Origin of the sequence: Hymenobacter lapidarius (assembly GCF_001816145.1) — a bacterium.
GTDB lineage: Bacteria > Bacteroidota > Bacteroidia > Cytophagales > Hymenobacteraceae > Hymenobacter > Hymenobacter lapidarius.
Window position 1 is genome coordinate 162,522 of record NZ_MDZB01000109.1, and the last position, 26,995, is coordinate 189,516.

Below are 26,995 nucleotides of genomic sequence, written 5' to 3' on the forward strand. Positions count from 1 at the left end.
GTGCACGGTCTAATTACCTTCGTGGGCCGAGGTGGCAATTCATTTTCTGTTTTCCTTCATGCAAGTATCCCAGATGGCGGCCGGCCTAAGCGGCTCCGAGATTATCCGAATCGGCAACCAGGTAAGCGAGCAGGTGCGCCAGGGGGCCAACATCTGCAATCTGACCATTGGCGATTTCGACCCCAGCATTTTTGCCATTCCCGCCGAGCTGAACCTGGGCATCACGGAAGCTTACCGGGCCGGCCACACCAACTACCCGCCCGCCGCGGGCATCGTGGAGCTGCGCCAGGCGGTTTCAGCGTTCCTGAAAACCCGCCAGGGCCTGGACTACGGCCTCAACGACATCCTCGTGGCCGGCGGCTCACGGCCGCTCATCTACGCCACCTACCGGGCCCTCGTCGACCCCGGCGACCGGGTGGTGTTCCCCCTGCCCAGCTGGAACAACAACCACTACTGCCACCTCACCGGGGCCACACCCGTGGCCGTGCCCACCCGCCCCGAAAACAACTTCATGCCCACCGCGGCCGACCTGGCCCCGCACCTGGCCGGCGCCACGCTCCTGGCCCTGTGTTCCCCGCTCAACCCCACCGGCACGGTGTTCACCAAAGCCGGCCTGCAGGAAATCTGCGACCTGGTGCTGGCCGAAAACCAGCGCCGCGGCCCCGATGAGAAGCCGCTCTACCTCCTCTACGACCAGATTTACTGGCTGCTCACCTTCGGCGAAACTCAGCACCACGACCCTGTGAGCCTGCGCCCCGAGCTCCGGCCGTATGTGGTTTACATCGATGGAATCTCGAAGTGCTTTGCCGCTACCGGCGTGCGGGTAGGCTACGGATTCGGCCCCACGGCCATCATCGAAAAGATGAAATCCATCCTGGGCCACGTAGGTGCCTGGGCGCCCAAGGCCGAGCAGGTAGCCACCGCCCACTACCTCCCCGACGCCGCTACCGTGGATGCTTTCATTGCCGATATGAAAACCAAGCTGCAAAACTCCTTGCAGACATTTTTCGCGGGCTTAAAGGAGTTGCAGGCCCAGGGCTACCCGGTAGATGCCGTAGTGCCGGCCGGCGCCATCTACCTCACCGCCAAAATCGACGTGCTGGGCCGTACCGCGCCCGACGGCACCGTGCTCACCACCACCGCCGAGCTTACTTCCTACCTCATCTCCGAAGCCAAGCTGGCGCTGGTGCCGTTCAGCGCGTTCGGCTCGCCCGCCACGGAGCCCTGGTTCCGTGCTTCCGTGGGCGCCGAAACGGTGGAGTCGATTCAGGCCGCCCTGCCCCGGTTGCGGGCAGCGCTGGATAACTTGAAGTAGCGCGCCAAGTTTCGCGAAGTAAAAAAGGGAAGTCTCGCTAAGAATGGTAATGCACCAACTTAGCGAGACTTCCCTTTTTTGCTTCGCGAAACTTGGCGCGTTAGCCCTTGGCAGTCAATGTCACATAAGGAATAATGCATTCCTCCAGCGAGATACCGCCGTGCTGGAACGTGTCCTTGTAGTAGTTCACGTAGTAGTTGTAGTTGTTGGGGTAGGCGAAGAAGTAGTCGCCAATTGTGAATACATAGGCCGTACTCACGTTCTCGCGCGGCAGGAAAATGCTTTCCGGCTTGCGCACTACGTACACGTCGCGGGAATCTTCGAAGCCCAGGTTTTTGCCGTGCTTGTAGCGCAGGTTGGTGTTGGTGTTTCGGTCGCCCACAATCTTGTAGGGGCGCTTGCAGCGGATGGTGCCGTGGTCAGTGGTGATGATGAGCTTGCCTTTTTTCTCAGCAATCTGCTGCATCATCTCATACAGCGGCGAGTGCAGGAACCAAGAGCGGGTGATGCTGCGGTAGGCCGACTCGTCGGCGGCCAGCTCCCGAATCATGGCCATGTCGGTGCGGGCGTGCGAGAGCATGTCCACGAAGTTGTACACGATGACGTTGCACTTGTAGTTGTTGTGCAGGTTGCTCATCTTGCCCAGCAGGTCCTTGCCGGCCTGCAGGTTGGTCACCTTGTGGTAGCTGTATTTGGCCTTTTGGTTGTTCTTCTGGAAATTGATTTCCATGAACTCGGCCTCGTGCAAGTTTTTGCCCTCGTCGTCCTGGTCGTCCACCCATAGGTTGGGGTATTTTTTCTGGATTTCCGACGGCATCATGCCCGAGAAAATGGCGTTGCGCGCATACGCCGTGGTGGTCGGCAGAATGGCGTAGTACATCTCTTCGCTGTCCACGGTAAACATTTCGGTGATGATGGGCTCCAGCACCTTCCACTGGTCGTAGCGCAGGTTGTCAATCAGCACGAAGTACACGGGCGTGTCGCCGGTGGCCTTCATGGTGGGGAACACCCGCTCCTTAAACAGCTGGTGCGACATGAGCGGCGCGTTCTTGTCGTCGCCGTTCACCCAATCTTCGTAATCTTCGGTAATGAAGCGGCCGAAGTAGGTATTGGCTTCATCCTTCTGCATGTTGAAGACTTCGGCCATGCTCTTGCCTTCCGTTTCGTTGATTTCCAGCTCCCAGTACACCAGCTTCTTGTACACATCAGCCCACTCGGCGGGCGTGAGGCGGTCGGAGAGCTGCATGCCCAGCTGGCGGAAGTCGCGCTGGTAGCCGCTGTTGGTGGCCTCGCTCACCAGACGCTTGTTGTCGAGCACCTTTTTCACCGACAGCAGTATCTGACTGGGGTTCACGGGCTTGATGAGGTAATCAGCAATCTTGGCACCAATGGCGGACTCCATAATGTGCTCTTCCTCGCTCTTGGTAATCATCACCACGGGCACCGTGGGCCGAATGGCCTTGATTTCGGTGAGGGTTTGCAGGCCCGTCAGGCCGGGCATGTTCTCATCCAGAAACACGAGGTCGTAGCTCTTCTCCTGAATCTCCTCAATGGCATCGGCGCCGCTGTTCACGGGCGTCACATCGTAGCCTTTTTCTTTCAAAAACAGCAAATGGGGCTTGAGCAAGTCGATTTCGTCGTCGGCCCAAAGGATGGTGGTTTGTTGCATGGAATAGCGCCAGTAGTAAAAAGGCGATTGGGCGTAACGCGCCGAGAGGGGCGTTCGCGGGTGAATTGTTGCCGGATAAAGGTCCAGCTTAGGGGTAGAACGGTGAAATGCGGGTCCTTAGTGCCCGGCCCACCGGTCACGCCATAATGCTTTACCGTAAACCTGGCGGTTTGGTTATTGATTTATAGGCAGCTCAACAGTGGCGAAGCCAGTTGGCTCCAAAGGTCACACTTCGCTGGGTTTTGGCCGGGCGATTGCCCGCCACGGCGGCCCACGCCGGCCAAACCCCACGCGGCTGTCGTTCTTTTGCAGCACGATTCCATCGCTACCCCGTCCTGCTGGCGAGCCGCTGGCGCCCCCTATGAATAAAAAGAAAATTTTCAACGACCCGGTGTACGGTTTCGTCACCATCCCGACGGAATTCTTGTTTGACCTCATCGAGCACCGCTATTTCCAGCGACTGCGCCGGATTCAGCAGTTGGGCCTCACCGGGTTTGTGTATCCGGGGGCGCTGCACACCCGGTTTCATCATGCGCTGGGCGCCATGCACCTCATGTCGCTGGCCCTGCGCACGCTCAAAGACAAGGGCGTGAAGATTTCGGCGGTGGAAGGTGAAGCGGCGCTGGCCGCCATTCTGCTGCACGACGTGGGCCACGGCCCGCTCTCCCACGCCTTGGAAACCGCTATTTTTCAGGACGTGCCGCACGAGCAGCTGTCCCTGTTTCTAATGGAACGGCTCAACATGGAGTTTGATGGCAAGCTGGCGCTGGCCATCGAAATGTTCAAAGGCACCTACGAGCGGCCCTTTTTTCATCAACTGGTGAGCAGTCAGCTCGACATGGACCGGCTCGACTACCTGAACCGCGACTCCTTTTATACCGGTGTGGAGGAAGGCCGGCCCGGCGCCGACCGCCTCATCAAAATGCTGCGCGTGCACGAGGAGCGGCTGGTGCTGGAAGAAAAAGCCGTGTATTCGGTGGAGAATTTCCTGGTAAGCCGCCGGCTAATGTACTGGCAGGTGTACCTGCACAAAACCGTGACCAGCGCCGAGCAAATGGTGATACGGGTGGTGCAACGGGCTCGCGACCTGGCCCGGCGCGGCGTGGAAGTGCCCGCCAACTCCTGCCTGGGCTACTTCCTGGGCCGCGCCGTGAGCCTGGCGGAGTTCGAGAAGGACGAGAAAATCCTTAGCCACTTCGTGGAGCTTGACGACTACGACATCTGGTCGGCCATCAAGGCCTGGGCCGGGCACCCGGATGTGGTCCTCAGCTACCTCGCCAAAAGCATTTTGCACCGCAACCTGCTCAAAATCGTGCTCGCGCCCGAACCGTTTGACGAGGAATTCCGACTGGGAATTCAGGAGCTGATTGAAGAAAAATTCAACCTGCCGCCCGCAGAAGCCGCCCTGCTCATGATTCCCGGCCGCCTGAGCAACAGCGCCTACAACGCCGAAAGCCAGGAGCCCATCGAAATCCTGACCAAAAGAGGCGACGTGGTGAACGTGATGGAAGCCTCCGATTTGCCCAACATCCGGGCCCTCAGCCAGCGAGTGGAAAAGTTCTACATCTGCTACCCCAAGGAGATTGTGTAGCAAGAACGTCATGCTGAGCGCAGCCGAAGCATCTCTACCGCAGCAGTAAAATTGATTACTTGCGCGGTAGAGATGCTTCGGCTGCGCTCAGCATGACGTTCCGCTACCTACCTCCTATCCCAAACCGAAAACAGAACCTGCCGCTTAATTTCGCCCATGGAATTCACTATTCAGCAAATCGCCGAAGTCCTCAACGGCAGCGTGGAGGGCGACGCCACCCAACGCATCAGCAGCCTAGCCAAGATTGAGGAAGCCCAGGCCGGTTCCCTCACCTTTCTCTCCAACGCCAAGTACGAGTCGTTTTTGTACGAAACCAGCGCGTCGGTGGTCATTGTGGCCCGCACGCTGGAGCTGCGGCAGGCCATTGGCCCCGCCCTTATTCGGGTCGACGACCCGTACTCGGCATTTAGCCAGCTGCTCGAATTCTATGCCCAGGCCACCCGCACGGGCAAGCGCGGCGTAGAGCAGCCTTCCTTCATTGCCGAAACCTCGGAAATTGGCCCCGGCCATTACCGCGGCGCGTTTTCTTACATCGGCGAGAATTGCAAGCTGGGCGAAAACGTTCTCATTTTCCCTCAGGCCTACATCGGCGACCGGGTCACGATTGGGGCGGGCAGCATCATTCACGCCGGTGCCAAAATTTACGCCGACACGGTCATCGGCCAGTTTTGCGTGGTGAAGGCGGGGGCCGTCGTCGGCTCCGATGGCTTCGGTTTCGCTCCCCAGCCCGACGGCTCCTACAAAGCCATTCCCCAGATTGGCAACGTGGTGCTGGAAGACTTCGTGAGCATTGGGGCCAACGCCACCATCGACTGCGCCACCCTGGGCTCTACGCGCATCGGCCGGGGCAGCAAGATTGACAACCTAGTGCAGCTGGCGCACAACGTCGAAATTGGCCAGCACACCGTCATTGCCTCGCAAAGCGGCATCGCCGGCTCGGCCAAAATTGGCAACCACTGCGTGCTGGCCGGGCAGGTGGGCATGGCCGGCCACGTCACGCTGGCCAACAGAACCACGGTCACGGCCCAATCGGGCGTGGGCAAAAACGTGAAGCAGGAAGGCCTGATTCTGCAGGGCTCCACGGCCTTCGATTTCAAGCAAAACCAGCGCGCCCAAATCGTTTTCCGGCGCCTGCCCGAGCTGGAGCAGCGCGTCGAACGCCTGGAGAAGGCAAAAAGCACGACGGAAAAGCCCTAGCTTTGCAGCCTATTAGTTGTCAGTTGCTCGTTGTTAGTTGTTAGCTCCTTGTGGCTTTTCATACTGACAACCGACAACTAACAACTGACAACCAACCTGATGAACGACAAGCAGCATACTATCCAGGCGCCCGTTACGGTGCGCGGCATTGGTCTCCACACCGGCGTAGAAGCCACCATGACGTTTTGCCCCGCGCCGGTGGGCCACGGCTTCAAGTTTCAGCGCGTGGATTTGCCCGGCCAGCCCGTGGTGGATGCCGATGTGGACAATGTGGTGGACCTGAGCCGCGGCACTACCATTGAGCAAAACGGCGCCCGCATCAACACCGTGGAGCACACGCTGGCCGCGCTGGTGGGCATGCAGCTCGACAACGTGCTGATTCAGCTCTCAGGCCCAGAGCCGCCCATCATGGACGGCTCGTCGGCTGAGTTCATCAAGGCGCTGGAATCGGTAGGACTAGAAGAACAGAATGCCCTGCGCAACTACTACGAAATCCCGGAGAGCATTCGGTACGTCGACAACGCCCGGGGCGTCGAAATCGCCGCACTGCCCCTGTCCGACTACCGCCTCACGGTGATGGTGGACTATAACTCGCCCGTGCTGGGCTCCCAGCACGCCACCCTGGCCGACATCGGCCAGTTTGGGGCCGAGATTGCCTCGTCGCGCACGTTCTGCTTTTTGCACGAGCTGGAAATGCTCTACAAAAACAACCTCATTCGCGGCGGCGATTTGAGCAATGCCATTGTGGTGGTCGACCGCGTGGTGACCGACGACGAGCTCAACGACCTGGCTAAAATGCTGGGCAAGCCCCGCGTCTCGGTTAAAAAAGAAGGCATTCTGAACAACGTGGACCTGCGCCACAAAAACGAGCCCGCCCGCCACAAGCTGCTCGACCTCGTGGGCGACCTCGCCCTGGTGGGCCGGCCGCTGAAAGGTCAGATTCTGGCCGCCCGCCCCGGCCACGCCGCCAACGTGGCCTTTGCCAAGCGCATCAAGAAAAAGATGCTGGAGGCGCACAGCAACCCCGTGCCGCAGTACGACCCCAGCCGCGAGCCGGTGATGGACATCAACCGCATCATGCAGGTGCTGCCCCACCGCTACCCGTTCCTGCTGATTGACAAAATCATTCACCTCGACGACCAGATGGTGACTTCGGTGAAAAACGTGACCATGAACGAGCCGTTCTTTCAGGGCCACTTCCCCGGCAACCCCATCATGCCCGGCGTGCTGCAGGTAGAGGCCATGGCCCAGACCGGCGGCATTCTGGTGATGAACACCGTGCCCGACCCCGAGAACTACTGGCAGTATTTCCTAGGCATTGAAAATTGCCGGTTCCGCAAAAAAGTATTGCCCGGCGACACCATCCTGTTTCACTGCCAGCTGCTGGCTCCCATTAAGCGCGGCATCGCCAAAATGCGCGGCCAGGCCTTTGTGAACGGCAAAGTGGTGATGGATGCCGAAATGAGCGCCGCCATCGTTCGCAAAGACGCTTAATTTTCAATTATGAATGATGAATAATGAGTTATGAATGACTTGTCTACTTGAGTCCATTTGCAATTCATAACTCATAATTTATAATTTATAATTTTCTGAAAGAAGAATGATTTCCCCCCTCGCCTACATCCATCCTTCAGCTCGCATTGCGCCGGGCGTAACCGTTGAACCGTTTACGACCATCGCCGCCGATGTCGAAATTGGGGAAGGCAGCTGGATTGGGCCGAACGTGACCATCATGGACGGGGCCCGCATCGGGAAGCACTGCCAGATATTTCCCGGCGCCGTGGTGAGTGCCGTGCCCCAGGACCTGAAATTTGCCGGGGAGCAAACCACCGCCTTAATCGGGGACTACACCGTGTTGCGCGAGTGCGTGACGGTGAACCGCGGCACCGTGGACCGGGGCCGGACCGTAGTGGGCAGCCATTGCCTGCTCCAGGCCTACGTGCACGTAGCGCACGACTGCACCATCGGCGACCATTGCGTGGTTTCCAATTCGGTGCAGATTGCTGGGCACGTCACGGTGGGCGACTGGGCCATTCTGGGTGGCACCTCGGCCATTCATCAGTTCGTCACGATTGGGGCACACGCTTTTCTGGGGGGCGGCTCTTTGGTGCGCAAAGACATTCCGCCCTTTGTGAAGGCAGCCCGCGAGCCGTTGACCTACGCCGGTATAAATTCGGTGGGCCTGCGCCGGCGCGGCTTTTCCGAAGAGCAGGTAAACGAGCTGCACAACCTGTACCGCCTGCTGTTTTTGGGCGGCATGAATACGCAGGATGCCCTGGCCCGCATCGAGGCGGAAATCCGTCCTTCGGCCGAGCGCGACCTGGCGCTGGACTTTGTGCGGGCCGCCACCCGGGGCATTATCAAAGGCCCGAAGCGCGAACGGACCGACCTCGACGGCGACGCCGATTAGCTCCGGCCCACCATGCAGATTACCGCCGCAGACCTGGGCAAGCGCTTCCAGCGCGACTGGATTTTCCGGGGCCTCACGCGCACGTTCCGGCCCGGTAGCGCCACCGCCGTGCTGGGGCCTAACGGTGCCGGCAAAAGCACGCTGCTCAACACCCTGTCGGGCCAGCTCCTACCTACAAATGGCACGTTAACCTACGCCGTGGCGGGCCGGGCCGTGGCCGTAGAGGACGTGCCGCGGCACCTGGCCTACGCGGCCCCCTACCTGGAACTGCTCGAAGAGCTGACGCTGCTGGAGCTACTGCAGTTTCATACCCGCTTCAAGCCCCTGCGGCCCCTGGTCACGCTCGATAAGCTGATTGGTTTGATGTACCTGGAAAAAGGGCGCCACCAACTGGTGCGCGAATTTTCCTCGGGCATGAAGCAACGCCTCAAGTTGGGTCTGGCGCTGTACGCTGACGCGCCCCTGCTCCTGCTCGACGAGCCCACCACCAACCTGGACACCACCGGCGTGGCGTGGTACCAGGAGCACGTGCAAGCCACGAAAACCGGCCGCACCCTCCTGCTAAGCTCCAACGTGCCGGCGGAATATGCTTTTTGCGACGAGCAATTATTGGTGACAGACTACCAAAAAACCACAGCGTAACGCAGCCTTGCGACGGCGCCCAAGTGGCTAATTTATTGGAGTAATCGAGCACTACTCCTCAGTAATAAAGTGGCCTGGGCTGGCGGCACGGTTCTTTTTGTAGCGCAATGCCACGCCTGAAAATTCAATCGGAAATGAGCCTGCGCCGTATCTTCGCCTTCACAATAGGTGCATTTATTCACTTCAACTATTATCCGCCCCGGCCATGATTGATAACGACGACTTGGACGACAACTTGCTCGACGACGACGATAACCTGGACTCCTATGCCTCGAAGGGCGGCGCGGCCGCGTTGGGCAATTTGGAAGACCGGCTTTCGGCTAAGTACGCCGACTACCTGATGTGGACGGATACGGGCTCCACGCACGACGAAGCGCTGGACCTAGCCAACATGACAGAGGAGGAATTTGTGGAAGCCGAGCGGGCCGAAAATTCCGACCGCGGCGGTTTCACCAGCCTTGATGATGACGACGATGACCTCGCCGATGACGACGACGACGATGCCGACGAAGGCTACAGCAGTGGCCGGCGCAATAGCCGCGGCGCCAGCTTCGACAGCGACGATTACTAGACTACACGCCACAACATACCCGGACAATAAACCAAAAAGTCCCACCTGCGGCTGCGGGTGGGACTTTTTGGTTTCGTATTCGGAATACACAGGGCGTGACTAGAAGTTAATTGGATGCCAGATAGCCAACGAGGTATTGACTGTCTCCCGGCAACTGCCAACGCGCACCCTACCTTTTATTTCCTGCCGAAAACCTGCCTAAGCAAATCGGTGGTGCGGGCAGCGGGATTTTTCCGAATTTTGCCTTCCTCTTTGGCCAGCAGGATAAACAGGCCGTCTACCGCTTTCTGGGTGGTATAGGCCGTGAGGTCGGTCTGCACAGGTGTCATGAGCGGAATGCGGTTGTACTGGCTGGTCATTTTAGCGTAGGCCTTGCCAGCTCCTACCTGGTCGATAGCGGCGCTAATGTCTGGCTGGAACGCGGCAATGAGCTGCGCCTCGGTGGACTTGCGCAGAAACTGGGTGGCCGCATCCGTGGAGCTGCTGGTAACCAAGGTCAGGGCATCGGTAATGCTGATGTTGGCCAGGGCATTGAGGAAAATATCCTTGGCCTTGGGCGCGGCGGCTTCGGCGGCCCGGTTGAGCTGGGTTTCAAAGGTGCCAATCAGCGTGTTCATGCCCGGAAACCTACTCAGGGTGGTTTTCATCAGGATGGCATCCTCGGGGAAGGGAATGTGGATGTCGTCGTTGGTATTGAAGCCATCGGGCTCGGAGGCGAACTCCACCGCCTTCAAAATGCCCTTGTTTAGGGCCTCTTTGATGCCGGCACTGGCCTGCGACTCAGTGAGGGGCGCAGGTGGCGGCGTGGCGGCAGCAGCGGCAGCGGCTTTGGCGGCGGCGGCATTGGCAGCAGCCGTTTTAGCGGCGGCGGCTTTGGTGGCAGCGGCTTTTTTGGCGGCGGCGGTCCTGGCCGCTGCGGCTTTGGCGGCGGCGGCTTTCTTAGCGGCGGTGGTTTGGGCGTGGGCGGCGGGGGCCGCCGTGGCCAGCAGGCCAGCTACCAGCAGGGCGCTGGCAATTCGAATTAGCATGGAATAAACTACTGCGACGGGAAAACCGGATGGCCCCTGTGGCTGTCCTTGGACCGCCGCGTATGCAAATTGAAGACAATTTTGCGGCCAAACCTATTTTTAACTCCTCCATATGCCCTCCCCTGCCCCAATTAGTCACATTTCTGATGTACCCACCCTCCCTACCGCCCCACCGAATGTAGAAATTATGACCATTGGCGACGAGCTGCTATACGGGCAGGTGGTGGATACCAACTCGGCCTTCATGGGGCAGGAATTGGGTAAAATCGGATTGCGCGTGCGGCAGATATCGTCGGTTTCAGACCGGGCCGATGAAATAGTGGCGGCGCTGGACTTGGCCCGGCAGCGGGCCCAGGTGGTGCTCATCACCGGCGGCCTGGGCCCCACCAAAGACGACCTGACCAAACACGTGCTGGCCCATTACTTCGGCACCGAGCTGATGATGCACGAGCCAACGCTGCACCACGTAGAGGAAATATTCCGCCGCTACGACCGGCCCATGCTCGACGTGAACCGGCAGCAGGCCCTGGTGCCCGCCAACTGCACGGTGCTGCACAATGCCGTGGGAACCGCGCCCGGCATGTGGTTTTCCGACCAGGGCACCGTGTTTGTGAGCATGCCCGGCGTGCCCTTCGAGATGAAACGCCTGATGACCGACCACGTGCTGCCCCGCCTGCAAACGCAGTTCGATTTGGCGCCCATCGAGCACGTGGTGGTGATGACCACCGGCCTGGGAGAATCATTCCTGGCCGCCAAAATCGCAGATTGGGAAGACGCCCTGCCCCCCAACATCAAGCTGGCCTACCTGCCCAGCTTTGGCGCCGTGCGCCTGCGCCTGACGGGCACCGCCGATGGCCTGCCCGACCTGCGCGGCCGCATGCTGGCCCTGCTGCCGGTGTTGCGCGAGCGAATCGGCGAGTACATTTTTGCGGAAGAAGAAACTGCCCTGGAGGCCGCCATTGGCAAGCTGCTGGCCTCCCGGAACCTGACCATTGGCACAGCCGAAAGCTGCACGGGTGGCCTGGTTGCGCACCGGCTTACCGGAGTACCGGGTAGCTCGGCGTATTTCCGGGGCAGCATCGTGGCGTACCACAACGACATCAAGCAGCAGGAGCTGGGCGTGAAAGCCGAAACACTGGCCCGGTTCGGAGCCGTGAGCGAAGCCACCGTGCGCGAGATGGCCGAGGGTGCCCGGCAGCGCCTGGGCGTGGACGTGGCCGTAGCCACTAGCGGCATAGCCGGCCCCGGCGGCGCCACCGACACCAAGAAAGTGGGCACCGTGTGCCTCGCCTACGCCGACGCCACCCAAACCATCAGCAAAGAATACGTGCTGGACCGCGGCCGCGCCCTCAACGTGGATTACGCCGCGCAGTCGCTGCTCACCATGCTGCACCAGCAGTTGGCTCAGAAGCGAGGGTAAGTTGCTTTTGTGCAATTGTTGTGTTTCAAGCTACGCCACCTTGGGCTGGTCGCTGGGTACTTTACGCATGATGTCGTGGCCCAGTTTGTCGCGCTTGGTGGTCAGGTACGCTTCGTTGTGCGGGTTCGAGCTGATTTCGATGGGCAGTGTATCCACGATTACCAGGCCGTAGCCTACGAGGCCCGTGCGCTTGCGCGGGTTGTTGGTGAGCAGGCGCATTTCCGTGATGCCGAGGTCGCGCAGGATTTGAGCGCCCACGCCGTAGTCGCGCTCGTCGCTCTTGAAACCCAGCTCTTCGTTGGCCTGCACGGTGTCGCGGCCCTGCTCCTGGAGTTTGTAGGCCTTGAGCTTGTTGATGAGGCCAATGCCGCGGCCTTCCTGGTTCATGTACACGACCACGCCGCGGCCTTCGCGCTCAATCTGGCGCATGGCCTGGTGCAGCTGCGGGCCGCAGTCGCACCGGCAGGAACCGAAAATATCGCCGGTCACGCAGGAGCTGTGCACGCGCACCAATACCGGCTCTGGGCCGCTGATGTCGCCCTTCACCAGGGCGAGGTGCTGCACGCCGTTGCTGCGCTGAGTGTAGGCATACAGGTCGAAATCGCCCCATTCGGTGGGCATTTTCACGGAAATGTCACGGTGAATCAGGCTCTCGTGCGCGAGGCGGTACTTGATGAGGTCCTGCACTGAAATCAGCTTGAGGTCCCACTTCATGGCCACGATTTCCAAATCGGGCAGCCGCGCCATTTCCCCATCCTCCTTCAGGATTTCGACCAGCACCCCGGCGGGCTCAAACCCAGCCAGACGGGCCAGGTCGACGGCCGCCTCGGTGTGGCCGGCGCGGCGGAGCACGCCTTCTTTGCGGGCTTTGAGGGGGAAGATGTGGCCCGGCTTGCCCAGCTCTTCGGGCTTGGTGGCGGGGTCGATGAGGGCCAGAATGGTCTTGCTGCGGTCGGAAGCGGATATGCCGGTGGTCACGCCGTTCTTCAGCAGGTCAACCGATACCGTGAAAGGCGTGGCGTGCAGGGCCGTGTTGTAGCCCACCATTAGGTCCAGGCCCAGCTCTTCGCAGCGCTGCTCGGGCAGGGAGGCGCACACCAAGCCCCGGCCGTGGGTGGCCATAAAATTGATTATTTCCGGAGTAGCGCACTGCGCGGCACAGATAAAGTCGCCTTCGTTTTCGCGGTCTTCGTCGTCAACAACAATAACAACCTTGCCCGCGCGGATGTCGGCAATGGCGGATTCGATGGTATCAAGCATGGGTGGGGTATTTCGGGCCATAACAGCGGCAGCCGGTGCAAAGTTAGCCCGCCCCGCGGGTCCTCACTCGAACAGGGCGTTGAGGCGGGAAGTGGCGGCGGCCCAATTATAGCTGTTCTTCACAAAAGCCAGCCCGCGAGCGGCTATCTGCGCGGCCCCGGCCGCATCGTCCAGCAGCGTACTGATGGCGTCGGCCAGGTCCTCACCGCCTTCGGCAACGCATAGCTGCTGCCCGCTGCTGCCGCCCAGGGCATTATTGGCTAGGGGCGTGGTCACGCAGGGCAGCTGCATGGCCATGGCTTCCAGCAGCTTGTTTTGCAGGCCAGTACCCACCCGCATGGGGGCCACAAATACCCGGGCCGCCGCATACGCCGCCCGTATATCCGGCACCCAGCCACTGACTTCGACCTGCGCCGAGGCCAGGGCCTGCACGCGGGGCGCGGGCGTGGTACCGGCAATAAGCAGCCGCGCCGCCGGGTGCCGGGCGCGTACCAGCGGCATTATTTCTTCGGCCAGAAAGCAGGCGGCGTCCACGTTGGGGTGGTAGCCCATGTTGCCGCAAAACAGCACATCGTACTGCTTGGGCGCCAGGGGCCGAGGTTGGAAAAAATCGGTGTCGATGCCATTCAGCACGATGCTCACTTCGTTGCGCCGGGGGTGCTGAATGAGCTGCCGGTCTTGGTCGCTGATGATGGTGTGGTGCTGAAACCAGCCAAACGCTTCGGCTTCGTACTTCTGCAGCCGCTGCGCTTCGAGGGCCAGCACGGGGCGCTGCCACCGGGGGGCCTGGGTGGCCCGGCGCGCCATGCCGGCCGACAGCACATCCATGTAATCCAGGGTCATGGGCAGGCGGCCGGCAGGCGGCCGCAGGTATTCGGCCATGCGAATAAGCTGGCAGTAAATATGGTCCGGTTTAAAGGCCGCTATCAACCCTTCCAGCTGCCGGTGGGCGGCGGCATCGTAGAAATACCCCACCTGCAGCGGCCGGCCCGTGGCCAGGGCTTTGGCCATGCTGAGGGCTATGCCGGGCCGGTGCAGCCGGTGCACCACCACGCCGCCCCGGCAGAGCGGGCGCACGGCGGCATTCGCCTCGGCGGATACGTCCTCATCGGAAAGCGTGAAAAGGGCAATTTCGTGGCGACTGGCCAAGCACCGCAGCTGGTGGTAGGCCCGCAGCTTGTCGCCCTTGTCGAGCGGGTACGGGAAACGCGAAAGCAGTACCAGCAGCTTCATACGGGCGGGGAATGCGCGGGCGTACCGGCCGGGGCTGGCAACAGCAGTCGCTGGTATAATTCCACGAACTGCGCCACCACCCGGCGGTTGTCGTAAACATCGGTAGCGGTGCGGGCCGCTTCAGCGCCAATGCGCTGCAGGTCGAGCTCGCCGCGCGCCCAGGTTCGCAGGGTATGCAGCCAAGCGGCCGCGCCGTCGCGCAGCAGCAGGTTTTGCCCGTCGTGCGCGGCAATGCCCTCGGCCCCCAGGCTGGTACTGAGAATGGCCTTGCCCAGCGTCATGCCCTCAATGATTTTGACGCGCATGCCGCCCCCGCTGAGCAAGGGCACCAACATCAGCTCGTATTGCTGCATAAAACCCGGCGCCGACGCTACGAAGCCCTGCACGAAGACGTTGTCGGTGCGCGGGGCCAGCAGGTGAGCCGGCGTATTGCGGCCGGCAATGTGCAGCTCCACGTCGGGCGTTTCGGCGTGAAAGGTGGGCCAGACTTCGCGCAAAAACCACTCGACGCCCTCCTGGTTGGGCAGCCAGTCGAGGGAGCCTATCATAAACAGCGTGCGCGGCCGGCCCCGGATGGCGGGGTCGAGTTGCACGCGGCTCAGCTCGACGCCGGCAGGAATGAACACCACCGGCTCCGGGCAGTGTAGGGCCCGGAGCCGGCTGGCATCGTCGGGGGTAATGGCGGCCACGGCGTCGAACTGCCGCAGGTAGCGCCGCTCAAATTTTTCGAGCCGAGTGGCCAGGGTTTGCAGGAAATACCGCTTCAGCGCATTGGGTTCGCGCCGGGCCAGCATCTGCCAGATGGTGTATTCCACGTTGTGAGCCCGCAGCACCAGGGGCGGCACCCGAAAATCGGCGCGGTGCTGGCGGCCCAGCAGTTCGGCATACCAGGCCACAAAAGTGCCCTCCATTTGCACAATGTCCACTTTTTCGGTGCGCAGGATTTCCAGCAGCGCCTCGCCCACTGCGGGGCTCATGAAACGCTCCACGTTGTAGGGCTGGCGACTGAAAAGCAGGTTTTTGAGCGCCTTGGCGGGGGCAATGTCGGTGTTCACGTTCACCAGCACCAAGCGCAGGCCGGGGCCCAGGTGCGCAAGGGCATCGGCGGGCTGGCGGTGCTTGGGCGTGTTGATAGCCAGCAGCGTGACCTGGTGGCCGGCCTGCACCAGACCGGCGGCCACATCGTACATGGCAATGGCGCCGCCGTCGTGGGGCGGAAACGGAACGCGGGGACAGAGCTGAAGGATGTGCATTTACTTAAGTTAGGAGTTAGGAGTTGAGAGTTAAGAGTTGGTGAGCTAGACGGACACGATATCTACTCTTAACTCCCAACTCCTAACTCTTAACTCCCTTTATAGCTGCCGGTATTGCACCTCAAAACTCTCAATTTGCGCTTCGCTGCCCAGCACGAGCAGCACATCACCGGGCGCGGGCACATAATCGGCGGAGGGGCTCACCAGCAGGGAGCCTTCGTGCTACCGCAAGCCGATGATGGTGGCACCGGTGCGGGAGCGGATGTCGAGTTCGCGGATACTCTGCCCCTGCCGGTCCTTGCGGATTTGCGCGTAGGCCAGCTCTTCGAGCCGCAGCTTGTCGGCACTGAGGCCCGAAATCAGGTCGAGGAAACGGATAACTTCGGGTCGCACCACCAGGTTGGCCATGTGCGAGCCGCCTATTTCGTCGGGCATCACCACGGAATTGGCGCCGGCCGAAATCAGCTTGCTTTCCGACGTTTTGTAGGAGGCGCGGGCAATGATATTCAACCGCGGGTTCAGGGCCCGGGCCGAAAGGGCGACGAAAACGTTGTCGGCGTCGGAGGGCAGGGCCGTGATGAGGGCCGAGGCCCGGGCCACACCGGCTTGCTGGAGCACCAGGTCGGTGGTGGCGTCGCCGATAACGGCAATAATGGCGCCGCCGGCCCGGCCATCGCCGTCGTAATCTTCGCCAGTGCGGCCCTCGCTGAGGTTTTTCAGCAGTTGCTCGTTCTGCTCGATAACAACCACGCGGGCCCCGTTCAGGGTGAGGTCGTGGTGGGCCTTGCGGCCGTTTCGACCAAAGCCGCAAAGAATGACGTGCCCACTAAAACGTTTAATTTCTTGGTCCACCCGATACATTTTAAATAGTTTGCGCAGCTCGCCGTCAAAGATAAACGTGGACAAGGCCGACACGAGGTAGGCCACCACCACCAAATTGAAGAGGATGTAGAACGCCACAAACATGCGCCCCATGGGCGAAAGCTGATGCAATTCGCCAAAACCCACCGTCGACACGGTGATGACGGTCATGTAGAACGCATCGGGCGCATTGTAGTCCTCGATGAGCATAAAACCAGCCATGCCGCTGCCCAAGCTGATGAAGATGAGCAGGATAGCCAGCAGTAGCCGGTTGAAATTGACGCGTTGCAACATGAAAGGCGTTGAGTATGGGGCGAAGCTACGCGCTGCGGCCCACCACAGTGCCCAACAGGGCCCCTAATTCGTTGTCCAATTCTTTCAGGCGTTTGATATCGCCCAGGATTTCGAACATTTCGGCGTCTTCTAAGGGGTGACGCAGGCGTTCGAGGCAGATGTCGAGCTCACGCTGCACGTGCACTTTGTTGAGGCGCAGCACGGCGTTGTCGCAAGCCAGCTTGGGCAGGTCAACCTCGTTGAAAACGTAGATTTCCTTGTTGCGCCAGTTCGGGCTGATTTCGTAGCGCTCGGTGGCTAGGTCCGTGATGAGGCTGCGGATGTCGGCGCGCTCGTTTTGGGCCAGCAGGCGGGCGTCAGGGAAGCGGCCGGCCAGCAGCTCCTGGCGGCAGATTTCCCACATCTCGGCGAAGAGCGGCACCGTGAGCGGAGTTTCGCCCAGCTCCCCCAGCAAGTAGGCCGCCACGCTGATTTCGGTTTCCACCTCGCGGCCGGCGTAGAGCACCAGCAGGCGCAACACCTCGCGCTCGCACAGCTTGAGCACGTCGGTCTGGTCGTCCTCGTCCTCGGCGGCGGCCTTGGCCGGCTGGTAGGAAACGCCCGCGCCCAGGATTTCCACGGTGGCTTCCTGGCCGCCATACATCAGCATTTCGGCTTCCTCTTCGTCGGAAAGCGGGCGGCTGGCCGGTGCGGGCCGGCTGCCATAATTTGAAGGATAGCCGGTATTGGCGCTTCCCGCGCCCTGGCCGTAGTTGCCGGCATTGCCACCAGAACCACCGCCGCCGGCCGCCTTGGACGGCGATTTCACCAGCTTGTTGTATTCGGTGATAAGTACCTGCTCGTCGATGCCGAACGTGGCCGAGGTCTGCTGCAAAAACACCTGGCGCTTGATGGCGTCGGGCACTTTGGCGATGCTGTGCAGCACATCGCGAATGGCTTCGGCCTTCTTCACCGGGTCGTTGCTGGCCTCGCGGGCCACCAGCGTGGTTTTGAAGGAGATGAAGTCCTGGCTCTTGGTTTCGATGTACTCGGCGAAGCGCTGGTCGCCCACTTTGCGGATGTAGCTGTCGGGGTCGTCGCCGTCGGGAAAGAGCACCACGCGCACGTTCAGGCCGCCTTCGAGGAGCAGGTCGTGCCGCGCAACGAGGCTTTGATGCCGGCCGCGTCACCATCATAGAGCACCGTCACGTTGTCAGAATAGCGCTTGATGAGCCGAATCTGGCCTTCGGTGAGCGAAGTACCCGATGAGGCTACCACGTTTTTGATGCCGCCCTGGTACAAACTCAGCACGTCGAGATAGCCCTCCACGAGGTAGCATACCTCTTGCGTCCGGATGGCCTGCCGCGCCTGAAACAGCCCGTAGAGCACGTCCGACTTGTGGTAAATCTCCGATTCGGGCGAGTTGAGGTACTTCGCCATCTTGTCGTCGCGCTTCAGGGTGCGCGCCCCGAAGCCCACCACCCGGCCGCTGATGTTGTGAATCGGGAACATCACCCGGCCCCGGAACCGGTCATAGCGCCGGCCGGTATCCTGGCCCTGGTCGTCGGTTTTGATGACGGTGAGACCGGTTTTTTCGAGGTATTTCTTATCATAGCCGGCCGTTTCGGCTGCCTTCAGCAGGTCGTCCCAGCTGTCGAGGGAGTAGCCGAGCTCAAACTGCTGGATGGTGGCCAGGTTCAGGCCCCGCTCCTTGAGGTAGCCGTAACCGATGCTCATGCCCTCCTCGGAGTTGAGCAGCAGGCGGTGGAAATGGTTTTTGGCCCAGTCGGAAACGATGAACTGCGAGTCGCGCTCGTTCTGCTCCAGTTGCTGCTGGGGCGTTTTTTCCTCCTCCTCGATGGTGATGGCGTACTTTTTGGCCAGGTACTTCAGGGCCTCCACGTAGCTGGTCCCTTCCACATCCATCACGAATTGCACCACTCCGCCAGCCTTGCCGCAGCCGAAGCACTTGTACAGGCTTTTGGCCGGGTTAACGGAGAAGGACGGAGATTTCTCGTTGTGAAACGGGCACGGCGCCCACATATTCTGGCCTTTGCGCTTGAGCTGCACGAAGTCGCCGACGACCTCCACGATGTCGGCGGTTTGGATAATCTGGTCTACTAGTTCTTTGGGAATGCGGGCCATCTGGGGGCGGGAATGAAGCTTCTTGCGGCGCGGCTGGCTCACCTCACCCCCTAGCCCCCTCTCCCGCGGAGAGGGGGGACTAGCCGTAAATTAATTTCTAGACTTTTTCTAAAACTAGAAACTAGTCCCCCCTCTCCGCGGGAGAGGGGGCTAGGGGGTGAGGTGACGCATGAACGATGCCACCACAACAAATTTCGCCCTACTTTCTCCTGCGTCCTACCTTTGCCCGGAATAAACTCCGCGCAAGATGCCCGCATACCGTCCCGAAGAAATTGAAAAGAAGTGGCAGGCCCACTGGAAAGCGCACAGCACGTTCCAGGCCCACAACCACTCCGAGAAGCCGAAGTACTACGTGCTTGATATGTTTCCGTACCCGTCCGGGGCGGGGCTGCACGTGGGGCACCCGCTGGGCTACATTGCCTCCGATATCGTGACGCGCTTCAAGCGCCTGCAGGGCTTCAACGTGCTGCATCCCATGGGGTTCGACTCATTCGGCTTGCCCGCTGAGCAGTACGCCATCCAGACCGGCCAGCACCCGGCCCTGACCACCGACCAGAACATTGCGACCTACATCAAGCAGCTCAGCAGCCTGGGGTTCAGCTACGACTGGAGCCGCGAAATCCGCACCTCCGACGCCAGCTACTATAAGTGGACGCAATGGATTTTCCTCAAGCTATTTAACTCCTGGTACAACCTCGACACGGACCGGGCCGAACCGCTGACGGAGCTCACCACCCGCTTTGCCGAGCGCGGCAGCGAGGGCATCCGCGCGGCCGGCGACGAGGGCAACCGCCAGGTATTTACCGCCGGGCAGTGGCAGCTCTTCACCGAGCACCAGAAGCTGGCCGCGGTCCACTCCTACCGCCTGGCCTACCAGCAGGACACTTACGTGAACTGGTGCCCCGGCCTGGGCACGGTGCTCTCGAACGACGAAGTAAAGGACGGCCTGAGCGAGCGCGGCGGCTACCCCGTGGAGCGCCGCCTCATGCCCCAGTGGAACCTGCGCATCACCGCCTACGCCGACCGCCTCCTAGCCGGCCTCGACACCCTCGACTGGCCCGATGCGGTGAAGGAAATGCAGCGCAACTGGATTGGGCGCAGCATTGGCGCCGAAGTCACTTTCCCGATGCAGGGCTCCGAAACCGCTCAAATTAAAGTATACACCACGCGGGTGGACACCATTTACGGCGCCACTTTCCTGGTGCTGGCCCCCGAGCACGAGTTAGTGAACGAGCTGACCACCCCCGACCAGCGCGCCGCCGTAGACGAGTACATCGCCGCCACCAAGCGCCGCTCGGAGCGCGACCGCATGGCTGATACCAAAACCGTGTCGGGCGTCTTCACCGGCGCCTACGGGTTGAACCCGGTGAACAACGAGCCCGTGCAAATCTGGTTGGCCGACTACGTGCTGGCCGGCTACGGCACCGGCGCGGTGATGGCCGTGCCCAGCGGCGACCAGCGCGACTACCTGTTTGCCCAGCATTTCGGCCTGCCCATCCCCGCCATTTCCGATGCCCAGCAGGGCCTCGACCAGCAGGCCGACCCCACCAAAGAAGGCCGCTACATCAACTCGGGCATCATCAACGGCCTCACCTACAAGGAGGCCACGCAGAAGCTCATTGCCTACCTCGAAGAGAAAGGCCTGGGCCACGGCAAGGTCAATTTCCGCCTGCGCGACTCCATTTTCGGCCGCCAGCGCTACTGGGGCGAACCTATTCCGATTTACTACAAGGACGGTACCGCCTACGGCATCGCCGAAAGCGACCTGCCGCTGGTGCTGCCCGAAATCAACGAGTACAAGCCCACCGAAACCGGCGAGCCACCCCTGGGCCGCGCCCAAAACTGGCTCTACCGCGACCAGTACCCCTACGAGCTGAGCACCATGCCCGGCTGGGCAGGCTCGTCGTGGTACTACCTCCGCTACATGGACCCCACCAACGAAGCCCGCTTCGTATCGGAAGAAGCCGAGCAGTACTGGGGCACCGTGGACCTCTACATGGGCGGGGCCGAGCACGCCACCGGCCACTTGCTGTATGCGCGGTTCTGGTATTTGTTTTTGAAGGATTTGGGCCTCGTCAGCAGCAACGAGCCTTTCCAGAAACTGATAAATCAGGGGATGATATTGGGTATATCAGAGAAAATAATTAGAGTAAAGAATCCTGGCACACCTTTTTCAGATTCCGTACCATCAACATTTTCTATTGTCGTTCAAAATCAAACTCACTCAATAACTCTGCCTATCCCAACTAGTGACTTTTTTGTAAGCAGTGATGCTGAAGGACTCCTTCATGGCATCGAACAACTTGATGAAGTTCACAAGGGCGCAAGTTTTCAGTTCGGGGTCTCATCCATACTTCACGTTGATATTTCTCTAGTTTCCAACAATGTTTTAAATATTGGAGATTACATCGAAAAGCATTCTGAATTGAAGAGCCCTGTTTTTATTTGTGAAAGCGGATTCTGGCAAAACAATGTTTTTCATCCATTCGGCTTCGGTAAATCAGACAAGTTTTTGACCTCTTCAGAGGTCGAAAAAATGTCGAAGTCGAAATACAATGTTGTTAACCCCAACATTCTAATCGACAAATACGGCGCGGATGCTCTGCGCCTTTACGAGATGTTTCTAGGCCCGCTGGAGCAGTACAAGCCCTGGAACACCAACGGCATCAGCGGTGTGGGCAGCTTCCTCAAGAAGTTCTGGCGCCTTTTCCACCCCGAGGACGGCGACCTGGCCGTAACCGACGAGCCCGCCACGCCCGCGGAGCTGAAGGCCCTGCACAAAGCCATTCAGAAGGCGCAGGAGGACATTGAGAAGTTCAGCTTCAACACCTCCGTCAGCCTGTTTATGATAACCGTGAACGAGCTCACGGCCCTCAAATGCCACAAGCGCGCCATTCTGGAGCCGCTGGTGCTGCTGGTGTCACCGTTTGCGCCGCACCTGGCCGAGGAGCTGTGGCAGGAGCTGGGCCACGCGGCCGGCAGCGTGAGCAGCGCCCGCTACCCGGAGTTCCGCGAGGAATACCTGGTGGAAGACAACGTGGTGTATCCGCTGGCCATCAACGGCAAAGTGCGCGAGCAAATGCAGTTCGCCGCTGCCGCTACCGCTGCCGAGATTGAAACCGCCGTGCTGGCCTCTGATTTTCTGGCGCGGTTTGGCGAAGGGAAATCGGTCAAGAAGGTGATTGTGGTGCCGGGGCGCATGGTGAACGTGGTGGTGTGAGGTAAGCTTTAGCTAGACGTTATGTAGTTCTAACGGTAATACGGCAAGCTAAAGCTTACCTCACAAAAAGGTCCGTTGCACATGCAGCGGGCCTTTTTGAAATTAAACCAAACCGTTTTCCCTCAACAATTCATCCCGCTCTTTATCCGAAATGGAATCCCGTTCTGACTTATCGTAAATAGTCAGCAAATACACTTTCTCGCCAACAATTTTAACGCAGGTAATAACGCGGGCACCGCCACTTTTGCCGGTATTCTTCGAGCCAATTCGCATTCGGACTTTGTAGCAGTCGCGCCCTAATGATACTCCGGCTTGCGGATTATCGAGGAGGTCTTTTCCCAATGCTTCCAAGTCATCCGTGATTGATGCAAAACGCTTGACAAACGGTTTGAGATTTCTTCTAAAGCTCTTGGTCAGCGTTATTTCGAAGCTCATGGATTAGTTCGCCAAGGGTTTGAAGCTTGATTTTACCCTGCTGATGCAAGTCTACCTCGTTCAGCGCCTGGCGGAAATCATCAACCCACTCCTGCTGCTCGGGAGTATATTTTCTCGACTTCGGCGGAGCCACGGCCTCTGCTTTGATGGCAAAGGGCAAGGCCTTAACCACTTTCATCAGTGGAGCAAACTGGTCGTCGGGTACAGTGAGAATAACTTGGCGCATGGTGCAAGATACGTGTTTGTAGAAGTAACTACCCAAGACTAACCGTTGGTTCAGCTACCAGTTACAACTTCTAAAAGCAGCGAAAATCACCGTAAGAGTGCTGGAGTTCGCACTCTAATCGCATCTTTGCCCCGATACTGTTTGAACTTCTAACCTAACTCTTTGATGCGTACTTTACCTTTTGCCACCAGCCTGCGGGTTGGTAGCTGCTGTCTGCTGTTGCTGCTTAGCCTCGCCAGCGGCGCCCAAACCGCTTCCACGCAAGACCCCTTGCTCACGCCCACGCAGTTTTTGGGCTATAAGCTGGGCACGCAGTTCACCAACCACGCCGAGATTTTGCGCTACGTGGACCACGTGGTGGCCCACACGCCCGGCCGCATGAAGCTGGTGCCCTACGGCAAAACCTACGAGAACCGGCCCCTGGAAGTGGTGCAGATTGCCAGCGCCGAAACCTTCGGCCGGCTCGATGACGTGCGCCACAACAACCTGAGGCTGGCCGGCCTGGAAAGTGGCACCGGCCAGCGCCAGCAGCCGGCCGTGTGCTGGCTGAGCTACAACGTGCACGGCAACGAAGCTGTGTCATCAGAAGCGGTGATGCAGGTGCTCTACGACCTGGCCAACCCCCAGGACCAGCAGATGCAGGACTGGCTGAAAAACACCGTCGTCATCGTGGACCCCTGCGTGAACCCCGACGGCCGCGACCGCTACGCCAACTGGTACAACCGCGTGCGCAACCGGGGCGTGAACGCCAACCCCGACTCCTGGGAGCACCACGAGCCCTGGCCCGGCGGCCGCTACAACCACTACTACTTCGACCTGAACCGCGACTGGGCCTGGCAAACCCAGGTTGAATCCAAGAGTCGCATTGCCCTCTACAACCAGTGGCTGCCGGCCGTGCACGCCGATTTCCACGAAATGGGGCCGAATAACACGTACTACTTTTCCCCTGCTGCCAAGCCCTTCCACGCCGACATCACGCCCTGGCAGCGCCAGTTCCAGAACATCCTCGGCGAGTACAACAAAGTGGCGTTCGACAAGAACAACTGGCTGTACTTCACCCGCGAGACCTACGACCTGTTTGCCCCCACCTACGGCGACACCTGGCCCACCTTCAACGGGGCCATCGGCATGACGTATGAGCAGGGCGGCGGCGGCCCGGCCGGCGTGGCCTACGCCCGCCTCGACGGCGACACCCTGACCCTGGACCAGCGCATTGCCCACCACCATGCCGCCAGCCGCGCCACCATTCAGGCCACCGCCGAGCGCCACGACGACCTGCTGCGCGAGTTCGAAACCTACTTCACCACCGCCCGCACCAAGCCCCGGGGCGAGTACAAATCCTACGTTCTATCGGCCGGCAACGACCCCGGCCAGCTGCGCGCCCTCACCCAATACCTGGAGCGCAACCAAATCAGATACGGCTTTGCCGATAAGAGAACCCGGACCAAAGGCTATAACTACACCTCCGGCAAAAACGAGACGGTCGAAATCCAGCCCCGCGACGTGGTGGTGAGCATGTACCAACCCAAGTCTACGCTGGTGAAGGTCCTGTTTGAGCCCAGCGCTCAGCTGGAAGATTCGCTCACCTACGACATTACGTCCTGGGCCCTGCCCTACGCATTTGGCATGAAAGCCTACGCCCTCCCCGGCCGCCTGAGCGCCACGGCCCCTGCCCCCGCCCCGGCCATGGTGCGCGGCAGCGCGGCCGCCGCCACCGAGCGCCCCTACGCCTACCTGGCCCGGTGGAATACCATCCAGGACATGCGCTTTCTGAGCCGCCTGCTGCAGCAAAAAATAAAAGTGCGCTACGCCGAAAAGGAATTTGAGTCGGAAGGCCAGAAGTACGCACCCGGCACGCTGGTCATCACGCGCACCGGCAACGAGGCCATGGGTGTCCGCTTCGACCAACTGGTGCGGGCCCAGGCCGACTCGGCCGGCACGGTGGTTACGGCCGTGAAATCCGGCTTTTCCACTACGGGCCGCGACCTGGGCTCCGGTACGGTGCATTTTGTGCAGCAGCCCAGGGTGGCCGTGCTGGCGGGGCCCGGCGTCGACGCCACGGCCTTTGGCGAGGTGTGGCACTTTTTCGAGCAGCAGCTGAGCTACCCCGTCACGGTGCTGGGCACCGATTACCTCAGCCGCGTCTCGATGCAGAAGTACGACGTGCTGGTGTTGCCCAACGGCAACTACGCCGACATCTACTCCGACCGCAACATCGAAGGCCTGAAAGCCTGGGTGCGCGACGGCGGCAAGCTCATTGCCATGGAAGGCGCCGCCCGGTTCCTAGCCAACAAAAAAGACTTTCTGCTCAAGACCAAAGCCGTTGATTCCGTCGCTATCAAGAAAGACGAGAAGGCCAACCCCTACAAGCTGCTGCGCCGCTACGGCGACTCCGACCGCGAGGAAGCCGGGGATGTGGTGCAGGGCAGCGTGTACCGCGTGCAGCTCGATAACACCCACCCGCTGGCCTTCGGCTACGGCAGCACATACTTCGCCCTGGTGCGCACCCCGCTCAACTACCGGTTCCTGGGCAAAGGCGGTTGGAACGTAGGCGTCATCAAGAAAGACAGCTATTCGTCCGGTTTCATCGGCGCCAAAGCCCGCAAGGAGCTCACCGACACGTTTGTGGTAGGCACCCAGGAAATGGGCCGCGGCCAGGTGGTGTATCTGGGCGACAACCCGCTGTTCCGGGCCTTCTGGCAAGGCGGCAAGCTGCTCTTCGGCAACGCCCTGTTCCTTGTCGGCCAGTAAAACCATTTAGAAGTGAAAAAGCCCTCCCGACGTATCGGGAGGGCTTTTTTTGTGCGTGGTAGGGACGCATCATTGCGTCTCATCGTGAGCGCCGTGGGGGTTTCGTTCCTGCGTAACCGTTCAACGACGACACGCAATGATGCGTCTCTACACCGACGCTGGCCGCTTTGGGCAGCGAGGCCAGCACCAGCGCATACGAATGGTCAATCAGCTCCCGGAGCTGGCCCAGCGGAGCACCAGTCCCAATCAGCACCGTGTTCCAGTGCTTCTTGTTCATATGATAGCCGGGCAGCACGTAGTCGTGGGCGTCGCGCAGCTCCAGGGCCCGCTCCGGGTCGCACTTGAGGTTCATGCTGCCGAAAGTATCAATATCGGTGAGGGCGAAAATCTTGCCGCCCACTTTGAATACGAGGGTTTCGGGACCGAACGGAGTTTCCTCGGTTACGCCTGGCTTAGCAAGGCAATAGTCGCGAAACTCCTCGATGTGCATGGGGCAGTTAATTGATTACGTAGCGGAAAAACATCACGACCAAGCCCACCAGAAACATCGCCAAGCTGAGCTTATTGATGAAGTGCATGGTCTTCATGTTGAAATTGGACTTGCGGTTGGCGTCCTTGCCGCGGAAGTAATAACCGAGGACCGGACCGAAATTAAAGAGATTCTTGCCGTTCATGGTAGCAGGTGTTTGGGTTCAGAAAGATAACAAAAGGCGCGGCAGAATGATTGACTAAATCCCCGGTTTATTGCATATTTCTGCAGGTAAAACAAGTTGTTTTCAGGCGCTTCCGCTACCGGCACGCCGAGCGCGCCGGGCGGGCCGGCCGGCGCGCGACCGGCTGGAGCGGGGCGTTATTTTTTCAGGAAGCCCAGGCTGTAAACCAAGGGCTGCAGCTTTTCGGTGAGGGCTTTGTAGGCGGCCTGGAACGGCTGGAAAGACGTGGGGAGCACGTCGCCGCTGGCGTTGCGGGCTTCCAGGGCTTTGCGCACCTGGTACCAGCCCACGTCGGGCCGGTTGAGTTTGAGGTCGTCGCGCACGGGGCGGGCGTTGGGGTGGGCGAAGTAGGCCTGCCACAGCTGGCGGCCCTCCGCGAGCACGGCCTGCGCGGGGGCACTGAAGATTTTACCGGCCAGGTACTGCACCAAGAAGTCGCTTTCGAAGCGGTCGGGGGCGCCTACTTCCTGCTCGGTGTAGGGAATGAAGTGATTGACGATGCTCCAGCTTTTGCCATTCCATTGCAGGTCGTTGGCGGAGGCGGTGAGGTTTTTTCCATGAAAGAGCATCCAAACGAGGCAGTCAGTCTGAAATTCTTCCGTCAGAGGTTGATTGGGTTGTAAAAACTGGTCGTTATGATTTAGCCAAGTATGCTTGACCAAAAGCCGAACAGAAAAGATAATGGCGGTGGTCTAATTTAAGGTGAGATTGTAATTGTCAATGACAATTTTAATGCGGGCGTTATGCATGGGCAAGGATTTGCTAAAGGAGCAGGATTTTCG

24 protein-coding genes are annotated in these 26,995 nt (G+C 60.0%); 10 read left to right on the forward strand and 14 right to left on the reverse strand.

The annotated features are described in order from the left end of the window. Positions 1–58: 58 nt before the first annotated feature. Positions 59–1,315, forward strand: coding sequence for a pyridoxal phosphate-dependent aminotransferase (locus BEN47_RS11855; RefSeq protein WP_070728644.1), 1,257 nt, complete (start codon positions 59–61; stop codon positions 1,313–1,315). 100 nt (positions 1,316–1,415) lie between these two features. Here BEN47_RS11855 and porX read toward each other — a convergent pair whose 3' ends face one another. Beyond that, a complete protein-coding gene (porX, locus tag BEN47_RS11860) occupies positions 1,416–2,984 on the reverse strand; it encodes a T9SS response regulator signal transducer PorX (protein ID WP_070728617.1) in 1,569 nt (522 codons plus the stop codon). Positions 2,985–3,345: 361 nt separating this feature from the next. On the opposite strand from porX, the gene BEN47_RS11865 reads away from it, so the two are divergent. The 6 genes from BEN47_RS11865 to BEN47_RS11890 all read left to right on the forward strand — a co-directional run bounded on the left by BEN47_RS11865 (position 3,346) and on the right by BEN47_RS11890 (position 9,395). Beyond that, positions 3,346–4,575 (forward strand): HD domain-containing protein, encoded by a 1,230-nt coding sequence (locus BEN47_RS11865; protein ID WP_070728618.1) that lies wholly within the window; start codon positions 3,346–3,348, stop codon positions 4,573–4,575. A gap of 156 nt (positions 4,576–4,731) precedes the next feature. Beyond that, entirely contained in the window at positions 4,732–5,772 is a 1,041-nt protein-coding gene (gene lpxD / locus BEN47_RS11870; protein WP_070728619.1) for a UDP-3-O-(3-hydroxymyristoyl)glucosamine N-acyltransferase, read from the forward strand. 99 nt (positions 5,773–5,871) lie between these two features. Further along, on the forward strand, positions 5,872–7,266 hold the full coding sequence (locus tag BEN47_RS11875) for a bifunctional UDP-3-O-[3-hydroxymyristoyl] N-acetylglucosamine deacetylase/3-hydroxyacyl-ACP dehydratase (protein ID WP_070728620.1): 1,395 nt from the start codon (positions 5,872–5,874) through the stop codon (positions 7,264–7,266). Between the two features lie 106 nt (positions 7,267–7,372). After that, entirely contained in the window at positions 7,373–8,182 is an 810-nt protein-coding gene (lpxA, locus tag BEN47_RS11880) for an acyl-ACP--UDP-N-acetylglucosamine O-acyltransferase (protein ID WP_070728621.1), read from the forward strand. Between the two features lie 12 nt (positions 8,183–8,194). Continuing rightward, the gene (locus BEN47_RS11885) at positions 8,195–8,824 is read left to right on the forward strand and encodes an ABC transporter ATP-binding protein (RefSeq protein ID WP_070728622.1); all 630 of its coding nucleotides are present in this window, start codon (positions 8,195–8,197) and stop codon (positions 8,822–8,824) included. A 205-nt stretch (positions 8,825–9,029) separates the two neighbouring features. Beyond that, positions 9,030–9,395, forward strand: coding sequence for a hypothetical protein (locus BEN47_RS11890; protein ID WP_070728623.1), 366 nt, complete (start codon positions 9,030–9,032; stop codon positions 9,393–9,395). A 176-nt stretch (positions 9,396–9,571) separates the two neighbouring features. Here the strand turns inward: BEN47_RS11890 and BEN47_RS11895 are convergent, their stop codons facing one another. Next, the gene (locus BEN47_RS11895; RefSeq protein ID WP_083322357.1) at positions 9,572–10,423 is read right to left on the reverse strand and encodes a DUF4197 domain-containing protein; all 852 of its coding nucleotides are present in this window, start codon (positions 10,421–10,423) and stop codon (positions 9,572–9,574) included. 112 nt (positions 10,424–10,535) lie between these two features. Here BEN47_RS11895 and BEN47_RS11900 point away from each other — a divergent pair, with 112 nt between their 5' ends. Further along, on the forward strand, positions 10,536–11,843 hold the full coding sequence (locus BEN47_RS11900) for a competence/damage-inducible protein A (RefSeq protein ID WP_083322358.1): 1,308 nt from the start codon (positions 10,536–10,538) through the stop codon (positions 11,841–11,843). 30 nt (positions 11,844–11,873) lie between these two features. Here the strand turns inward: BEN47_RS11900 and BEN47_RS11905 are convergent, their stop codons facing one another. From BEN47_RS11905 to dnaG, 7 genes are all read right to left on the reverse strand, one after another. After that, a complete protein-coding gene (locus BEN47_RS11905) occupies positions 11,874–13,103 on the reverse strand; it encodes a bifunctional 3,4-dihydroxy-2-butanone-4-phosphate synthase/GTP cyclohydrolase II (RefSeq protein WP_070728646.1) in 1,230 nt (409 codons plus the stop codon). A gap of 63 nt (positions 13,104–13,166) precedes the next feature. Then, on the reverse strand, positions 13,167–14,336 hold the full coding sequence (locus BEN47_RS11910) for a glycosyltransferase (RefSeq protein ID WP_070728625.1): 1,170 nt from the start codon (positions 14,334–14,336) through the stop codon (positions 13,167–13,169). Then, on the reverse strand, positions 14,333–15,589 hold the full coding sequence (locus tag BEN47_RS11915; RefSeq protein ID WP_070728626.1) for a glycosyltransferase family 4 protein: 1,257 nt from the start codon (positions 15,587–15,589) through the stop codon (positions 14,333–14,335). The genes BEN47_RS11910 and BEN47_RS11915 overlap by 4 nt, the downstream gene beginning before the upstream one ends. 99 nt (positions 15,590–15,688) lie before the next feature. Next, entirely contained in the window at positions 15,689–15,793 is a 105-nt protein-coding gene (locus BEN47_RS22080) for a TrkA C-terminal domain-containing protein (RefSeq protein ID WP_239691577.1), read from the reverse strand. A gap of 18 nt (positions 15,794–15,811) precedes the next feature. Next, a complete protein-coding gene (locus BEN47_RS11920) occupies positions 15,812–16,744 on the reverse strand; it encodes a potassium channel family protein (protein WP_083322359.1) in 933 nt (310 codons plus the stop codon). Positions 16,745–16,769: 25 nt separating this feature from the next. Continuing rightward, positions 16,770–17,843 (reverse strand): hypothetical protein, encoded by a 1,074-nt coding sequence (locus tag BEN47_RS22085; RefSeq protein ID WP_239691578.1) that lies wholly within the window; start codon positions 17,841–17,843, stop codon positions 16,770–16,772. A gap of 8 nt (positions 17,844–17,851) precedes the next feature. Further along, positions 17,852–18,868, reverse strand: a complete 1,017-nt coding sequence (dnaG, locus tag BEN47_RS22090) for a DNA primase (protein ID WP_239691579.1) — start codon at positions 18,866–18,868, stop codon at positions 17,852–17,854. Positions 18,869–19,115: 247 nt separating this feature from the next. On the opposite strand from dnaG, the gene BEN47_RS22680 reads away from it, so the two are divergent. Beyond that, entirely contained in the window at positions 19,116–22,088 is a 2,973-nt protein-coding gene (locus BEN47_RS22680) for a leucine--tRNA ligase (RefSeq protein WP_083322360.1), read from the forward strand. 102 nt (positions 22,089–22,190) lie between these two features. Here BEN47_RS22680 and BEN47_RS20335 read toward each other — a convergent pair whose 3' ends face one another. Continuing rightward, positions 22,191–22,523: a type II toxin-antitoxin system RelE/ParE family toxin gene (locus BEN47_RS20335; protein ID WP_083322361.1), complete on the reverse strand. Its 333-nt coding sequence runs from the start codon at positions 22,521–22,523 to the stop codon at positions 22,191–22,193. After that, complete coding sequence (locus tag BEN47_RS11935) at positions 22,489–22,749, reverse strand: hypothetical protein (RefSeq protein WP_070728627.1); 261 nt, start codon at positions 22,747–22,749, stop codon at positions 22,489–22,491. Before BEN47_RS11935 ends, BEN47_RS20335 begins: the two co-directional genes overlap by 35 nt. Before the next feature lie 165 nt (positions 22,750–22,914). Here BEN47_RS11935 and BEN47_RS11940 point away from each other — a divergent pair, with 165 nt between their 5' ends. Beyond that, positions 22,915–25,500 carry a M14 family metallopeptidase gene (locus BEN47_RS11940; protein ID WP_070728628.1) on the forward strand — a complete coding sequence of 862 codons (2,586 nt, stop codon included), beginning with the start codon at positions 22,915–22,917 and terminating at the stop codon, positions 25,498–25,500. Positions 25,501–25,579: 79 nt separating this feature from the next. On the opposite strand, the gene BEN47_RS11945 is transcribed toward BEN47_RS11940, so the two are convergent. The 3 genes from BEN47_RS11945 to BEN47_RS11950 all read right to left on the reverse strand — a co-directional run bounded on the left by BEN47_RS11945 (position 25,580) and on the right by BEN47_RS11950 (position 26,782). Then, positions 25,580–25,990, reverse strand: a complete 411-nt coding sequence (locus tag BEN47_RS11945; RefSeq protein ID WP_083322362.1) for an MmcQ/YjbR family DNA-binding protein — start codon at positions 25,988–25,990, stop codon at positions 25,580–25,582. A 7-nt stretch (positions 25,991–25,997) separates the two neighbouring features. Beyond that, positions 25,998–26,174, reverse strand: coding sequence for a DUF6728 family protein (locus BEN47_RS21695; RefSeq protein ID WP_193427142.1), 177 nt, complete (start codon positions 26,172–26,174; stop codon positions 25,998–26,000). Between the two features lie 176 nt (positions 26,175–26,350). Continuing rightward, entirely contained in the window at positions 26,351–26,782 is a 432-nt protein-coding gene (locus tag BEN47_RS11950; RefSeq protein WP_070728629.1) for a hypothetical protein, read from the reverse strand. Between the last annotated feature and the right edge of the window lie 213 nt (positions 26,783–26,995).

Coding starts and splice junctions, on each gene's coding strand:
- BEN47_RS11855 (WP_070728644.1), top strand. CDS start 59: ATGCAAGTATCCCAGATGGCGGCCGGCCTAAGCGGCTCCGAGATTATC.
- porX (WP_070728617.1), bottom strand. CDS start 2,984: ATGCAACAAACCACCATCCTTTGGGCCGACGACGAAATCGACTTGCTC.
- BEN47_RS11865 (WP_070728618.1), top strand. CDS start 3,346: ATGAATAAAAAGAAAATTTTCAACGACCCGGTGTACGGTTTCGTCACC.
- lpxD (WP_070728619.1), top strand. CDS start 4,732: ATGGAATTCACTATTCAGCAAATCGCCGAAGTCCTCAACGGCAGCGTG.
- BEN47_RS11875 (WP_070728620.1), top strand. CDS start 5,872: ATGAACGACAAGCAGCATACTATCCAGGCGCCCGTTACGGTGCGCGGC.
- lpxA (WP_070728621.1), top strand. CDS start 7,373: ATGATTTCCCCCCTCGCCTACATCCATCCTTCAGCTCGCATTGCGCCG.
- BEN47_RS11885 (WP_070728622.1), top strand. CDS start 8,195: ATGCAGATTACCGCCGCAGACCTGGGCAAGCGCTTCCAGCGCGACTGG.
- BEN47_RS11890 (WP_070728623.1), top strand. CDS start 9,030: ATGATTGATAACGACGACTTGGACGACAACTTGCTCGACGACGACGAT.
- BEN47_RS11895 (WP_083322357.1), bottom strand. CDS start 10,423: ATGCTAATTCGAATTGCCAGCGCCCTGCTGGTAGCTGGCCTGCTGGCC.
- BEN47_RS11900 (WP_083322358.1), top strand. CDS start 10,536: ATGCCCTCCCCTGCCCCAATTAGTCACATTTCTGATGTACCCACCCTC.
- BEN47_RS11905 (WP_070728646.1), bottom strand. CDS start 13,103: ATGCTTGATACCATCGAATCCGCCATTGCCGACATCCGCGCGGGCAAG.
- BEN47_RS11910 (WP_070728625.1), bottom strand. CDS start 14,336: ATGAAGCTGCTGGTACTGCTTTCGCGTTTCCCGTACCCGCTCGACAAG.
- BEN47_RS11915 (WP_070728626.1), bottom strand. CDS start 15,589: ATGCACATCCTTCAGCTCTGTCCCCGCGTTCCGTTTCCGCCCCACGAC.
- BEN47_RS11920 (WP_083322359.1), bottom strand. CDS start 16,744: ATGTTGCAACGCGTCAATTTCAACCGGCTACTGCTGGCTATCCTGCTC.
- dnaG (WP_239691579.1), bottom strand. CDS start 18,868: ATGGCCCGCATTCCCAAAGAACTAGTAGACCAGATTATCCAAACCGCC.
- BEN47_RS22680 (WP_083322360.1), top strand. CDS start 19,116: ATGCCCGCATACCGTCCCGAAGAAATTGAAAAGAAGTGGCAGGCCCAC.
- BEN47_RS20335 (WP_083322361.1), bottom strand. CDS start 22,523: ATGAGCTTCGAAATAACGCTGACCAAGAGCTTTAGAAGAAATCTCAAA.
- BEN47_RS11935 (WP_070728627.1), bottom strand. CDS start 22,749: ATGCGCCAAGTTATTCTCACTGTACCCGACGACCAGTTTGCTCCACTG.
- BEN47_RS11940 (WP_070728628.1), top strand. CDS start 22,915: ATGCGTACTTTACCTTTTGCCACCAGCCTGCGGGTTGGTAGCTGCTGT.
- BEN47_RS11945 (WP_083322362.1), bottom strand. CDS start 25,990: ATGCACATCGAGGAGTTTCGCGACTATTGCCTTGCTAAGCCAGGCGTA.
- BEN47_RS21695 (WP_193427142.1), bottom strand. CDS start 26,174: ATGAACGGCAAGAATCTCTTTAATTTCGGTCCGGTCCTCGGTTATTAC.
- BEN47_RS11950 (WP_070728629.1), bottom strand. CDS start 26,782: ATGCTCTTTCATGGAAAAAACCTCACCGCCTCCGCCAACGACCTGCAA.